Genomic DNA, 13,436 nt, shown 5'->3' on the forward strand with positions numbered 1-13,436 from the left:
TCGTTCGCGTGCGATCGTTATCTTGCCGGTATCTCGGCCGGGTACCATTTCAAGGCCGAAAGCACAGGAGAGGAAGCGGATGAGCGAAACCATCAATGTCCCGGCGGTGGTGGATTCGTCGGCGGTGGCGCGCATCAGGTCCGAGATCGACATCGCCGACCGTTCGCGCATCGTCACCTTCGGCGACCGCGCCCAGCGTTCGGTGGTCGAGTTCGCCGACCGCATCCTGGCCCAGACCCAGAACCGCGAGATCGGCGCCACCGGCAAGCTGCTGTCGGATATCCTGGCCAAAGCCCGCGGCCTCGATCCCGCCACGCTCAAGGACGGCGGCTTTCTCACCCGGCTGTTCTCCTCGGTGGAAGCGCGGTTGCGGCGGTTCACCGAGCAGTTCGGCGACGTCTCCTCCCAAATCGATCGCGTCTGCGTCGAGCTCGACCGCAACAAGGAGACGCTGCGCCGCGACATCGCGGTGCTCGACGAGCTGCATGAGCAGACCAAGGCATCGCTGGGCGACCTCGATTCGCACATCGCGGCCGGCAAGGCCTTCGTCGAGGACTTTCGCCGCGGCAAGCTTGTGGAACTGGAGCGGAGCGCCAAGGCAGCCGGCGAAGGCAGCGATGCGCTGCTTGCGGCGCAGACCTATCAGGACGCCAACCAGGCGCTCGACCGGCTCGAGAAGCGCATCTTCTATCTGCAGCAGGCGCGCCAGGTCGGCATCCAGCAATTGCCGCAGATCCGCATCGTGCAGTCGGGCGACGAGACCCTGATCGAGAACCTGCAGGCCACCACCGAGCTGACCATTCCGGTGTGGAAGCAGAAGATGATCCTGCTGCTCGGCCTCAGCAGGCAGAAGAATGCGCTCGAGCTGCAGAAGACCGTGACAGATGCGACCAACGAGATGATGCGGCAGGCGTCCGAGATGATGAAGACGCAGGCGATCGAGATCGAGAAGCAGTCGCAGCGCGGCATCGTCGACATCGCGACACTTGAGAAGACCAATGGCGATTTGCTCGACACGATTTCGGGCGTCCTCAAAGTGCAGGAAGAGGGCCGCAGGAAGCGCGCCGAGATCGAACAGCGCATGGCGCAACTGACCGATCAGCTGAAATCCGAGTTGTCCAAGTCCCCCACATGACCCTCGCTGTCCCACGGCTCGCCGCGAAGCTCGCGGCCGGCCTGCTGCTCGCGTTCGGCATCAGCGCCTGCTCGGCGCCGTCAGGGCCGCAATTCACCATCGTCTCCGGTTCCGAGAACGAGGTTCTGGAGCCGATGGTGCAGGAGTTCTGCCAATCGCGCCACGCGGCGTGCACGATGAAATACCAGGGTTCGCTGGATATCGCGCTGGCGCTGAAGCCGGGCAACGATCCCGGCACCGACGCGGTGTGGCCGGCAGCGTCGATCTGGATCGACATGTTCGACACCGCCCGGCGCGTGAAATCGGTCAAGTCGATCGCGCAGATGCCGGTGATCCTCGGCGTACGGCGCTCCAAGGCGCAGGCGCTGGGCTGGATCGGCGCCAAGGTGACGACCAGAGACATCCTCGCGGCCGTCGAAGGCGGCAAACTGAAATTCCTGATGACCTCGGCGACGCAATCGAATTCCGGCGCCGCCGCCTATCTCGCGATGCTGGCGGCCGGCATCGGCAAGCCCGATCTGATCGAGGCGGGCGATCTCGACAAGAGCGAGGTGCTCGCGACCGTGCGCGGCCTGCTGCGCGGCGTCGAACGCTCGTCCGGCTCCAGCGGCTGGCTCGCCGATCTCTACCGCGAGGGCGAACGCACCGGCGCCAAATACGACGCGATGTGGAACTACGAGGCGGTCATCAAGGAGACCAACGACAAACTGATCGGCGACAGCAAGGAGCCGCTCTACGCGGTTTATCCCGAGGACGGCGTGTCGGTCGGCGATTCCCCGCTCGGCTTCGTCGATCGCGGCCGCGGCAAGGACGTCGAGGACTTCTTTGGCGATCTGCAGGCCTTCCTGCTCAAGAACGAGACCCAGGCGCGGATCGCCGCCACCGGACGCCGCGTCGAATTGGGGCGCGCCACCCCGATCAAGGCTGACGCCAACACCAATCTCGATCCGGGCCGGCCACTCACCGTGGTGCGGCCGCCGGAGCCCGCCGTGATCCAGAAGGCGCTCGCGCTCTACCAGGAGGCGCTGCGTAAGCCGTCATTGACCGCACTTTGCCTCGACGTCTCCGGCAGCATGCAGGGTCCCGGCGAAGCGCAGCTGCTCGACGCAATGCGCTTCCTGTTCACGCCGGCGCGGACCCGTGAAGTGCTGGTGCAGTGGTCGAAGCAGGACCACATCATCGTGCTGCCGTTCAACGAGCGCGTGCTCTGGATGGCCGGCGCCGGCGGCGACGACACGGCGCAGGCCGATCTGCTGGACAAGTCGCTGCAACTGCGCGCCAATGGCGGGACCGACTTCTACACCTGCGCTGCGCAGGCGCTGGCCGCGATGAAGCCGTTGCTCGACGATGGACAACATCTGCCCGCCATCGTCATCATGACCGACGGCAAAAGCCAGGGCACCATGTCGACCTTCGAGCTGCCGTGGCGCGCGGACGGACATCGGGTCCCGGTTTTCGGCGTTACCTTCGGTAGCGACGCCGACCGCAGCCAGCTCGATAATCTGGCGACGCTCACCGGAGGCCGGGTGTTCGACGGCACCAAGAGCCTGACCCAGGCGTTTCGTGCCGTGCGGGGATACAACTGAATGCCATCACCGGCATGGTCAGGACTGAACTGGATCGCCGGCGGCGCCGGCGCCGCCGTCCTGTTGCCCGCGCTCGCGATCGGCGTCGGCATGCCGTTCTGGGCCGCCGGTCTGATCAGCGTTGCGGCAGGCGGCGGCGTGGTGGCGCTGCTCGCACCGCGCAAGCCGTTCGAAGGCCTCGATGCCAGCGGCGCGGCGCGCGGCAAGATCGAGTTCGCACGCGAGCTGTTGACCGATGCCGAACCGCTCGCGATCCGACTCGAGGTCGCGGTCAGCACCATTCGCACCAAGCCCGTCGCCGAGCGCGTCCGTCACCTGGCGCGGACGTCGCGCGAGATCTTCGCCGGTGTCGAGGACGACCCGCTGCGCGTCGACCGCGTGCGCCGCTTCCTGACCTATTACCTGCCGCGCGCCGCCGAGCTCGCCGAGGCCTATGCCGTGCTGGAGAAGAGCAGCAACCGCGACACCAAGCGGCTCGCCGCGACCGGCGACCTGATCGACCGACTCGACACCGCCTTCGCCTACTACGCGACCAATCTGCAGGAAGCCGATCTCGACAATCTCGACGTCGAGCTCAAGCTGTTGAAGAGCTCGCTCGACGAGGATCTCGGGCCGTCGGCGCTGCCTGCCCCATCCGATCCGGGCAAAAGGAGAGCCTGATGGCCATTTCCCGTCGGGCCTTTGGTGTCGGACTGCTGGCCGCCAGCGCTGCCGGCACCGGCGGCTATGTCTATCTGCGGCAGCATCCGGAGATCGCCGGCACGTTCGGCGAGGCCAGGAAGCTGTTCGGCTTTGCCGGCGGCGAGAAGGAAGGCTTCATCGCCAATGCCCGGGTCCGCAGCCTGCTGGAGCGCCGCTTCGGCCTGATCCTCGATGCGCGGCGCGCCGGATCGGTGGAGATGGTGCGCGAACGCGCGCTGCTCGACCAGAAGCCGCAATTCCTGTGGCCGTCCTCGTCCGTGCTGGTCGAGGTGGCGCGCAGCTCGGGCGTCAAGATCTCACGCGACCAGGTGATCTTCAACTCGCCGATCGTGCTGTATTCCTGGGACCGCATCGCCGACGGCCTGGTCAAGGGTGGCTTTGCCCAGCCGGCCGGCGGGCCGCGCTACACGGTCGACCTGCTCAAGGTGCTGAAGGCGATCATTGCTGGCGAGACCTGGGAAGCGATGGGCGTCAGCGGCCTGTTCGGCCGCGCCCGCGTGGTCTCGACCGATCCGAACAAATCCAATTCCGGTTTCATGTTCGCCGGCCTGACCGCGAGCCTGCTCAGCGGCGACGTCATCGCGCTGGATTCGCTCGGCAAGATCGACGGCGATGTCGCGACCGTGTTCCGCCGCATGGGCTACAAGCCGCCGTCGTCGGGCAAGCTATTCGACGACTACATCGCCGGGGGCGCCGGCGCCCAGCCGCTGATCGTCGGCTACGAGAATCAGTTGATCGAATGGGTGCTGCAGGACGCCGACCGCTGGAAGCGGGTCGAGGCCAATGCGCCGTCCAAGCCGGTGATCCTCTATCCGACGCCGACCGCTTTCTCCGCCCATCCGCTGATCAGCATCGATCGCGCCGCCGACGATCTGATCGACGCGCTGGTCAGCGAAAGCCTGCTCGAGCTCGCCTGGGAAGAGCATGGGTTTCGCGGGCCGCTCGGCACCATCGGCAAGGCACGCAACGAACTGCTGCAGTCACGCCTGATCGAGCGCATCGATGCGGTGCTGCCGATCCCCGACGCGCCGGTCATGCTGGCGCTGCTCGATCGTCTCTCGAGCGCGTAAGCCGCGGCGCCCGTCACGCCGTCATCATGGCCCGCGCCTAGCTTGCCAGCAGCCGATTCGGCGCCCTGCCGGGTAGGCAGACCCGTACTTCTCGTGTAGTTTATCTTTATTGCAACTACAAAGATATTGGCAGGGGAGAGAGGCATGCGCATTTCGCAATCGAGCGGGGCCCTTCGCGTCAAGGCGATCGCCGGCACCCACGTCGTCCTGATGGCGCTGGACATGGACGCCAGCGCGCGGCCCGGCCTGCGCGGCTTCGCGATCAAGCGCGGCCATGACGGCCAGCCCCAGCAGTGGCTGGAAGGTATCAAGTATTTCAAGGACTTGGTGCCGAACGCGAAGCCCGGCGACAGCTTTCCATCGCGCCAGCAGCCGTTCCAGTCGTTCCTATGGTCCGACTACACCGCGAGCCCCGGCATCGCCTACGACTTCACGATCATCGCGCTCTACGGCGACCTCCACAACATGGAGGAGCGCTACACGCTGAACTTCTCGATCAAGACCGAACCTGAGTACGACAGCAAGGGCCAGGGCGTCTGGTTCAATCGCGGCATCATCGCGAGCCATGCGATGGCCGTCGAGTTTCACAACGCCACGCTGACCGACGCGATGGTCAACAATGTCAGCGACGACGGCAAGCTGCTCGACCGCGAGACGCAATGGCTGTCGCGCGGCCTGGCCGAGGCCTGCCTCAAATACATCAACGACGCCAAATCGGGCGAAGGCCTGCGGGTTTGCGCCTACGAGTTCACCTATCTGCCGGTGCTCGCCGCATTGAAGCGCGCGCACGACCGCGGCGTCGACGTAGAGATCGTCTATCACGACACCAAGAAGCCCAACGATCCGAACCGCGAGGCGATCGCCACGGCGAAACTGCCGGCGGCGATCGTGCATCCGCGCACCCGGACCGCGATCCCGCACAACAAGTTCATCGTCAAGCTCGTCGCGGGCAAGCCGCAGCTGGTGTGGACCGGGTCGACCAACTTCACCGATTCCGGCTTCTACGGGCAGACCAATGTCGGGCACGTGACCGCCGACGCCGCCACCGTGAAGACCTATCTGGACTACTGGACCGAGTTGAAGGACGACCCCGTCCACAGCGTCGCGCTGCAGAACGCGATCAAGCTGACGCCCAATCCGCCCAATGCGATCGCCAAATCGTCCACCGCTCCGTTCTTCTCGCCGCGCATCGCCGACAACATGCTCGACTGGTACGGGCAGCGGATCGATGATGCCGGCTCGCTTGCGATGATGACGATCCCGTTCAACGTTGCCGACACCATCCTCACCGCGCTCTCCAAGACCGGCAACGCAATGCGGCTGGTGATCCTGGAGGATCCGCCGAGCAAGGCAGTGGACGACGCGGAGCAGCGCAACCGCGGCAAGCTCGCCTTCTCGAACGGCGCGATCCTCGGCAAGTCGTTCATCAAGTACAAATCCAGCTTCGGCGGCGCGAAGGTGACCCCGATCCCGAACTCCAACCTCGACAAATGGTTCATCGACGAGGAACTCGATCGCCCCACCAACAAGGGCCACGTCTTCTTCGTCCATGCCAAGGTGCTGATCGTCGACCCCCTGTCGGACGATCCGCTGGTCTGCTCGGGTTCGGCGAATTTCTCAGCCAATTCATTGACCGCGAACGATGAGAACATGCTGCTGATCCGCGGCGACACCAGGGTCGCGGACATCTACATGACCGAGCTCGACCGCATCTTCCGGCACTTCCGCTCGCGCGACATCATCAACAAGGAAGCCAACGCCGGCCAGCGCGAAGAATGGCTGTTGCTCGATACGACCGACGGCTGGATCGGGCCGAACTTCAAGGACGGCGCCTACAAGAACAATCGCCGCCTGCTGTTCTTCCCGGCCGCGGCCACCAAGCCCTGGAGCACGCCGGCCGCCGCGGATCCCAATCCGTTCACGAATGAGAATCAGCGCGCGCAGGACAAACGCGACAAGAAGAATGCGAAACGGAAGGAGGGGGCCGACGCGACCGGAACGGACAAGAAGGCGCCCAAGAAGACCGGTGCGAAGAAGGCGACAAAGAAGGCGGCCAAGAAGACGCCGGCCAAGGCTGCAAAAAAGTCCGCGAAGAAAGCGACCAAGAAGTCGAAGAAGGCAGTCAAGAAGACGCCGAAGAAGGCGGCCAAGAAGTCGGCAAGGAAGTCGACAAGGAAGGCGCCAAAGAAGGCCGCGAAGAAGACCGCAAAGGCTGCGAAGAAGAAAACCGCGAAGCGCCCAGCCCCGAAGAAATAGCCTCTTGCTGCCGCTTCACAATCAGGCCGGCGCGCCCGCGCCGACCTATTCTTTCATCACCTCCGTCACCGCCGCGGCGAACGCTTCAGGCGCTTCCTGCGGCAGATTGTGGCCGGCGCCCGGGATCACCCGATGCGCCCGGCGGGCGGTGTACTTCGCAGCACTGGCGCTGCCGTCCGCGGCGGCGGTAACGCCGTCGTCGGCCCCATCGAGCGTGATGGTGGGAACCGTAATCACCGGCAACGCGGCCAGCCTTCGCTGCAATTCGGTATAGTGCGGATCGCCGTCGGCGAGGCCGAAGCGATGGCGATAGCTGTGGATCACCACATCGACATAATCAGGATTGTCGAACGCGACCGCGCTGCGCGCGAAGCAGGTGTCGTCGAACTGCCAGCTCGGCGACCATTGCGACCACAATAGCCTGGCGATGCCATGCCGGTTGGCGGCGAGCCCGGCGCGTCCGCGCTCGAGCTGGAAGTAATACTGATACCACAGCGGCACTTCGCGCTCCGGCCGCGCCGGCACCATCGCATGCGCGATGTCCTGGATCATGTAGCCGTTGGTGCAGACCAGCCCGACACAGCGCTCCGGCCAGAGCGCCGCGCCGATCGAAGCCGCCCGGCCGCCCCAGTCATAGCCGGCGAACACCGCGCGCACGATGCCGAGTGCATCCATCAGCGCCATCATGTCGGCGCCAACCGCGGCCTGCTCGCCCGAGCGCGGCGTCGCCTTGTCGCGGAATGTGGTCGGTCCGTACCCGCGCAGATAGGGCACGATGACGCGGCAGCCCTGCGCCGCCAGCACGGGCGCGACATCCACGTAAGAATGGATGTCGTAGGGGAAGCCATGCATCAGCATCACGGCCGGCCCATCGGCGGGGCCGACTTCATGATAGGCGATGTTGAGCACGCCGGCGTCGACATGGCGCAGCGGCTCGAGCCGCTTGGTCGAAGGCGCGCGCGGCGCGGATGGTGTGTCGGTCACGGCGGTCTACCTTGTTCGCGCAGGATGATAGCGCGTCCCGCGGAATTCATCGCCCCAATCGTCCTGCAGTTCCCGCCCCTGAGCGATGCGCCGGCGGCGTCATGACGGGCGCCCCGTTCGGCGCTAGTCTGCTGCCGGTGGATTTTCGCCCGTGACGGAATATGCCATGCTGAGATTGCTCGCCGCGCTTGTCCTGCTCGGAACGTTCGGCAGCCTCGCCTCGGCGCAAGACGCGCCGCGCAGCGAGTGCATGGCGATGGCGAGCGCACCACCGCGTGCGATTCCGGCGGGCTATCGTGGCGTCGCGGCGAAGGCCGACGAGGTCGCGATCACCTATGCCGGCCATTCCACCTATTTCATCGACACGCCGGGCGGCGTCCGCATCGCGACCGATTACAGCGGCGCCTACCAGATCGGACGGCTGCCCGACGTCGTCACGATGAACCGGGCGCACTCCACTCATTACACGCTGTTCCCCGATCCCAGGATTCCCCACGTGCTGCATGGCTGGGGCGAGAACGGCCAGGCGGCACATGTCGCGATGCGGATCGGCGACGTCTACATCCGCAACGTCACGACCGACATCCGCCGCTACTGGGGCGAGGATGCCGGCGGCGAGATGATCAAGGACGGCAACTCGATCTTCATCTTCGAGGTCGCCGGCCTCTGCATCGGCCATCTCGGCCACCTCCACGTCAGGCTCGACGACAGCCAGTTCGCCGCGATCGGGAGGCTCGACATCGTGATGGTGCCGATCGACGGCACCTACACGATGTCGCTCGACGGCATCTCCGAGATCACCAAGCGGCTGCGCGCGGCCGTCGTGCTGCCGATGCACCGCTTCGCCACCCCGCTCGATGAATTCATGCGCCTGATCGGCCAGCAGTTCGAGATCGACCGCCGCAGCGAGCGCACCTTGCGGATCTCGCGCGACGCGCTGCCGTCGGCGCCGACCGTGATCATCCTCGATGGGGTGTGAGGTGCGCAACGCATCGAACCCCGTCATCCTGAGGTGCGAGCCTCTTCGGCGAGCCTCGAAGGATGAATCGGCCCCGCTGGTGGCCGTGCATCCTTCGAGGCTCGCAAGGGCTCGCACCTCAGGATGACGGGACTGCCAGACGAGCCAGCCAACGGGCGACACGATTTCGTCAGCCGGTGATTTTCCCGCTTGGCCTAGAGTATGCTCTAGCCTGTTCACTCAAAACCGGCCCGCAACCACCCGCAAAGAGGACGATCGGCATGACCTCCAGCAAGCTCCCGCACCGCAAGCTCGGCAATGACGGCCCGCAAGTGTCCGCGATCGGGCTCGGCTGCATGTCGCTGTCCGGCGTCTATGGCGCCAGCGACGACATGGCGACGCCGGACTTCATCCGCACCGCCATCGACCAGGGCATCGATTTCCTCGACAGCGCCGATCTCTATGGCTGGGGTCATAATGAGGAGGTGCTGGGTCGCTCGTTGAAGGGCCTGCGCGACCAGGTCGTGATCGCCACCAAGTTCGGCCAGGTCAAGACCGCGACCGGACAGGGCGTCGACGGCCGGCCCGCCTATGTCCAGCAGGCCTGCGAAGCCAGCCTGAAGCGGCTCGGCCTCGAGACCATCGATCTTTATTACCAGCACCGCATCGATCCGAACGTGCCGATCGAGGACACCGTCGGCGCGATGGCCCGCCTGGTCGAGCAGGGCAAGGTCCGTCACCTCGGCCTGTGCGAGGCGCGGCCCGAGACCATCCGTCGCGCCCACAAGGTCCATCCGCTGGCCGCGGTGCAGACCGAATATTCCCTGCTCTACCGCAGCGAGGCCGAGGAGACGCTGGAAGCGACGCGCGCGCTCGGCATCGCCTTCGTCGCCTATTCGCCACTCGGCCGCGGCTTCCTGACCGGGCAGATCCAGTCGCAGGCCGACATCGCCGGCGATCGCCGCGGCGACCATCCGCGCTTTGCCGGCGACAATTTTGCCCACAACCGCGATCTGGTCGGCCACATCGTCGCGATCGCGCGCGCGAAGAATTGCACGCCGGCACAGCTCGTGCTGGCCTGGCTGCTGGCGCGAGGCGACGACATCGTGCCTATTCCCGGCACCAAGCAACGCGCACGGCTGAACGAGAATATCGGCGCGCTCGAGGTCGTGCTCTCTCCGACCGAGCTGGCCCAGATTTCAGCGGCGATCCCGCCCGGCGCCGCGGCGGGCGAGCGTTATCCGGCTGGCGCGATGAAGGCGGTCTATCTGTAGAGACTGCAGGCGCACATTTGACGCGTTGATGCGCGCCTCGTTATCCTCGGTAACAGCCGACATCGGATCGGCGGCCGACAAGAGCAAGAACAGGGAGCATCGTCCATGGCCAGCACTCTGCCCGCCTCCGCGAGCGGGCTCTATGCCAATCCGCGCGAAGACTGGCTCGCCCAAACCACCGAAGAGATCATCGACCCCGCGCGGCCGATCGTCGATCCGCATCACCATCTCTGGGACCGCGGCGGGTTGCGCTATCTGATCGAGGAGATGCGCGACGACATCGGCTCCGGCCACAACATCGTCGCGACCGTCTATGTCGATTGCCGCTCGATGTATCGCGCCGATGGCCCGGAAGCGTTTCGGCCAGTCGGCGAGGTCGAGTTCGCCAACGGCGTCGCCGCGATGTCGGCGAGCGGCGGCTACGGCAAGGCTGCGATCTGCGCCGGCATCGTCAGCCACGTCAATCTTCTGATCGGCGACCAGGCCAAGGCGGTGCTGGAGGCGGAAATCACGGCCGGCAACGGCCGGTTCCGCGGCATCCGCCACTCCTCGGCCTGGGACGAGGATCCCAACGTGGCGCATATGTATGCGAACCGGCCGAAGGGAATTTTGCTCGATCCCGCCTTCCGCAAGGGCTTTGCCTGCCTGGCGCCGCTCGGCCTCAGCTTCGATGCCTGGCTGTTCCATCCGCAGATCGGCGAGCTCACCGAGCTCGCCCGCGCCTTCCCCGACACCAAAATCATTCTCGACCATTGCGGCGGCCCGGTCGGCACCGGCCGTTTCGCCGGCAAACGCGAGGAGACTTTTCCGATCTGGAAAGCGTCGATCCAGGAGATCGCCAAGTGCCAGAACGTCGTCGTCAAGCTCGGCGGCCTTGCGATGTGCCTGCTCGGCTACGACTTCCATCTCCGCCCGAAGCCTCCATCCTCCGAGGAACTTGCTACGGTCTGGCGGCCCTATGTCGAGACCTGCATCGAGGCATTCGGCCCGAGCCGTTGCATGTTCGAGAGCAACTTCCCACCTGATAAGGGCCAATGCAGCTACCAGGTGATCTTCAACACTTTTAAACGTCTGGCTTCACAATATAGCGAAGTCGAGAAGACGGCCCTGTTCTCGCAGACGGCAAAGGATGTTTATCGGCTCGATATCGGGTAAACTCGCTCACTATGGATGACGGCATCACCATCCGGCCGCTCCGGGAGACCGACGCGGAAGCGGTTGTTGCACTTTATACCAGGGCGGCCGCGGTCGAACCGCGGCTCGGCCCGGTTACGCTGCCGCAATGGGACCAGTTCCTAAAGCTGCCGCAGAACCGCGGCGGGCGCGACTTTCGTATTGCCGAACAGCGCGACCGGCTGGTCGGACTCGCGGAATCCTCGTTGCGCGATCAGGGCGCGCACCATTCCCGGTTCCTCAAGATCGTCGTGGCGCCCGAGGCGCGGCGGCGCCACGTTGGGCTCGCGCTGTTCGATGAGGTGCTCGCAATCGACAGCGAGGCCGATCTCCCCGTGCAAACATTGGTCAGTCGCGACTGGCCGGCCGGCATGGCCTTCGTGGCGGTGTTCGGCTTCGTCCACATAGAATCTGAGATCGGCATGAAGTGCGTCGAGCCGCTACAGCCGGCGCGCACGCTCGCGGCGGCGCGCGCCAGCATCGAGCGGGTCAGCGACGTCACCGTCTGCGCCGCCGAGGTCGCACGCATTCATAATGCCGCCTATGCCTCCGACGCCGCGTTCCGGCTGTATTCGCCCGAGGAGATGGCGCAGCTCGCCTGCGACAGCGAGGTCTGGATCGCCTCCGAGGACGGACACCCGTCGGGCTTCTGCCTGACCGAGCCGGAGCAGAACTCGATGTGGATCGAGTCGGTCGCGGTCGATCCGGCGCGGCAGGGGCGCGGCCTCGGCCAGCTCCTGGTCTATCAGACGCTCACCGCGCACGAGGTTTCGCTCGAGCATCCCTGCTGGCTCAATGTCTCGAGCCGCAACGCCGCCGCGCTGAAGATCTACCGCCGGCTCGGCTTCCGGCCGCAGCACGAAACCTGCCGCTTCAGCGCCACCCGCGGCGACCTGCTCGCCACGCGTGACCGGCGTTTCCATTAACGCTTAAGCCCACTCACCCTTCCGGAACACCGGCACGCTACGACCGTCGGCATGGATGCCGTCGATGTCGGTATGTTCGGAGCCGATCATCCAGTCGATATGGATCAGGCTCTTGTTGCCGCCCTGCTCGGCGATCTGCTGCGGCGTCAGTTTATCGCCGTTGACGAAGCATTTCGAGTAGCACTGGCCGAGCGCGATGTGCGAGGCGGCGTTCTCGTCGAACAGGGTGTTGAAGAACAACAGCCCGCTCTTGGAGATCGGCGAGGAATGCGGCACCAGCGCGACTTCGCCGAGCCGGCGCGCGCCCTCGTCGGTGTCGAGCACCTTGTTCAGCACCTCCTCGCCGCGCGAGGCTTTGGCCTCGACGATGCGGCCTTCCTCGAACTTCACCGAAATATTGTCGATCAGCGTGCCCTGATAGGACAGCGGCTTGGAGCTGACCACGTGACCGGTGACGCGCCGGCAATGCGGCGTGGTGAAGACCTCCTCGGTCGGAATGTTGGCATTGCAGACGATGCCGTTCTTGGCCGTCGAGGCGCCGCCCTCCCATTCATGGCCGTCGGCGAGCCCGATCACGAGATCCATGCCGGGGCCGGAATATTTCAGCGCATGGAAGCGCTGGCCGTTCAGCCAGTCGGTGCGCTCGCGCAGTTTTGCGTTGTGCTTCTGCCAGGCCGCGACGGCGCCGTCCTGATCGACCCGCGACGCCGAGAAGATCGCATCCGCGAGCCTGGCCACCGCTACGTCCTCGGCATCATCGGGGAACATCTGCTTCGCCCAGGATGCGCTCGGATAGGCGATGATGTTCCAGTTGGTGTCGAAATTGACGATCTTCTCCAGCGCCGGCTGGTAGGCGATCGAATTGGCCTTGCTGGCGCGCGCAACCTTGCTGGGGTCTTCTCCCGACAGAAGCATCGGATTGTCGCCGACGATCGCAAGCCGCGCCGTGTTGGCGCCGAACGCCTTCGCCATGCCCTCATAGAGCCAGCCCGCGGCACGATCGAAGCTTGCGTCGTTGCCGTAACGATAACGCGCCAGCGTCAATTCCTCGTCGGAGAAGAACGAATTCACCAGCCCCGCGCCGGCCTTGTAGGCATGCTCGGCGATCCGCCGTACCAGCGGCAGCGCCACCACGGGCGCGGTCAGCAGCAGATCCTGTCCCGGCTGCAGCTGCAATCCGACCTTCACCGCGACTTCGGCGAGCCGATCGAGTTTCACGGGATCGATCGAGGCGGAAAGGTTGCGCTGATGAGCAGTCATGAAATGTCCGGCCATGTCGGTTGAGGGTCGAGGATTCGTAGTCCAATTCGCCCCGCATTCGCAAGGTTCCCGCCGTCACCGGCGATCACGCCCAAGCGAGCAAACGGCGCTG

The 13,436-nt window shown here is 65.3% G+C and carries 11 protein-coding genes; 9 read left to right on the plus strand and 2 right to left on the minus strand.

Annotation, left to right across the window (positions count from 1 at the left end; genetic code table 11):
• The first annotated feature begins 79 nt into the window (after positions 1–79).
• The 5 genes from IC762_RS33335 (at position 80) to IC762_RS33355 (ending at position 6,749) form a co-directional block, all read left to right on the plus strand.
• On the plus strand, positions 80–1,135 hold the full coding sequence (locus tag IC762_RS33335; RefSeq protein ID WP_195786310.1) for a toxic anion resistance protein: 1,056 nt from the start codon (positions 80–82) through the stop codon (positions 1,133–1,135).
• Positions 1,132–2,721 carry a vWA domain-containing protein gene (locus tag IC762_RS33340; protein WP_195786311.1) on the plus strand — a complete coding sequence of 530 codons (1,590 nt, stop codon included), beginning with the start codon at positions 1,132–1,134 and terminating at the stop codon, positions 2,719–2,721. Before IC762_RS33335 ends, IC762_RS33340 begins: the two co-directional genes overlap by 4 nt.
• Positions 2,722–3,381, plus strand: coding sequence for a 5-bromo-4-chloroindolyl phosphate hydrolysis family protein (locus IC762_RS33345; RefSeq protein WP_195786312.1), 660 nt, complete (start codon positions 2,722–2,724; stop codon positions 3,379–3,381).
• On the plus strand, positions 3,381–4,493 hold the full coding sequence (locus IC762_RS33350; protein ID WP_195786313.1) for a hypothetical protein: 1,113 nt from the start codon (positions 3,381–3,383) through the stop codon (positions 4,491–4,493). Before IC762_RS33345 ends, IC762_RS33350 begins: the two co-directional genes overlap by 1 nt.
• A 144-nt stretch (positions 4,494–4,637) precedes the next feature.
• The gene (locus IC762_RS33355) at positions 4,638–6,749 is read left to right on the plus strand and encodes a phospholipase D-like domain-containing protein (protein WP_195786314.1); all 2,112 of its coding nucleotides are present in this window, start codon (positions 4,638–4,640) and stop codon (positions 6,747–6,749) included.
• 45 nt (positions 6,750–6,794) lie between these two features.
• Here IC762_RS33355 and IC762_RS33360 read toward each other — a convergent pair whose 3' ends face one another.
• Positions 6,795–7,733: an alpha/beta fold hydrolase gene (locus tag IC762_RS33360; RefSeq protein ID WP_246801353.1), complete on the minus strand. Its 939-nt coding sequence runs from the start codon at positions 7,731–7,733 to the stop codon at positions 6,795–6,797.
• 166 nt (positions 7,734–7,899) lie between these two features.
• Between IC762_RS33360 and IC762_RS33365 the strand changes: the two genes are divergently transcribed.
• The 4 genes from IC762_RS33365 to IC762_RS33380 all read left to right on the plus strand — a co-directional run bounded on the left by IC762_RS33365 (position 7,900) and on the right by IC762_RS33380 (position 12,064).
• The gene (locus tag IC762_RS33365) at positions 7,900–8,712 is read left to right on the plus strand and encodes an MBL fold metallo-hydrolase (protein WP_195786315.1); all 813 of its coding nucleotides are present in this window, start codon (positions 7,900–7,902) and stop codon (positions 8,710–8,712) included.
• Positions 8,713–8,972: 260 nt separating this feature from the next.
• A complete protein-coding gene (locus tag IC762_RS33370; protein WP_195786316.1) occupies positions 8,973–9,965 on the plus strand; it encodes an aldo/keto reductase in 993 nt (330 codons plus the stop codon).
• Between the two features lie 105 nt (positions 9,966–10,070).
• Positions 10,071–11,120, plus strand: coding sequence for an amidohydrolase family protein (locus IC762_RS33375; protein WP_195786317.1), 1,050 nt, complete (start codon positions 10,071–10,073; stop codon positions 11,118–11,120).
• Between the two features lie 11 nt (positions 11,121–11,131).
• Entirely contained in the window at positions 11,132–12,064 is a 933-nt protein-coding gene (locus IC762_RS33380; RefSeq protein WP_195786318.1) for a GNAT family N-acetyltransferase, read from the plus strand.
• Between the two features lie 3 nt (positions 12,065–12,067).
• Here IC762_RS33380 and IC762_RS33385 read toward each other — a convergent pair whose 3' ends face one another.
• Positions 12,068–13,324 carry an aminopeptidase gene (locus tag IC762_RS33385; RefSeq protein WP_195786319.1) on the minus strand — a complete coding sequence of 419 codons (1,257 nt, stop codon included), beginning with the start codon at positions 13,322–13,324 and terminating at the stop codon, positions 12,068–12,070.
• Positions 13,325–13,436: the final 112 nt, after the last annotated feature.

The organism is Bradyrhizobium genosp. L (assembly GCF_015624485.1).
Classification (GTDB): Bacteria; Pseudomonadota; Alphaproteobacteria; order Rhizobiales; family Xanthobacteraceae; genus Bradyrhizobium.

Excerpts from the sequence above, each read along its gene's own strand:
- IC762_RS33335 (WP_195786310.1), top strand. The coding sequence starts at position 80 with ATGAGCGAAACCATCAATGTCCCGGCGGTGGTGGATTCGTCGGCGGTG.
- IC762_RS33340 (WP_195786311.1), top strand. The coding sequence starts at position 1,132 with ATGACCCTCGCTGTCCCACGGCTCGCCGCGAAGCTCGCGGCCGGCCTG.
- IC762_RS33345 (WP_195786312.1), top strand. The coding sequence starts at position 2,722 with ATGCCATCACCGGCATGGTCAGGACTGAACTGGATCGCCGGCGGCGCC.
- IC762_RS33350 (WP_195786313.1), top strand. The coding sequence starts at position 3,381 with ATGGCCATTTCCCGTCGGGCCTTTGGTGTCGGACTGCTGGCCGCCAGC.
- IC762_RS33355 (WP_195786314.1), top strand. The coding sequence starts at position 4,638 with ATGCGCATTTCGCAATCGAGCGGGGCCCTTCGCGTCAAGGCGATCGCC.
- IC762_RS33365 (WP_195786315.1), top strand. The coding sequence starts at position 7,900 with ATGCTGAGATTGCTCGCCGCGCTTGTCCTGCTCGGAACGTTCGGCAGC.
- IC762_RS33370 (WP_195786316.1), top strand. The coding sequence starts at position 8,973 with ATGACCTCCAGCAAGCTCCCGCACCGCAAGCTCGGCAATGACGGCCCG.
- IC762_RS33375 (WP_195786317.1), top strand. The coding sequence starts at position 10,071 with ATGGCCAGCACTCTGCCCGCCTCCGCGAGCGGGCTCTATGCCAATCCG.
- IC762_RS33380 (WP_195786318.1), top strand. The coding sequence starts at position 11,132 with ATGGATGACGGCATCACCATCCGGCCGCTCCGGGAGACCGACGCGGAA.
- IC762_RS33385 (WP_195786319.1), bottom strand. The coding sequence starts at position 13,324 with ATGACTGCTCATCAGCGCAACCTTTCCGCCTCGATCGATCCCGTGAAA.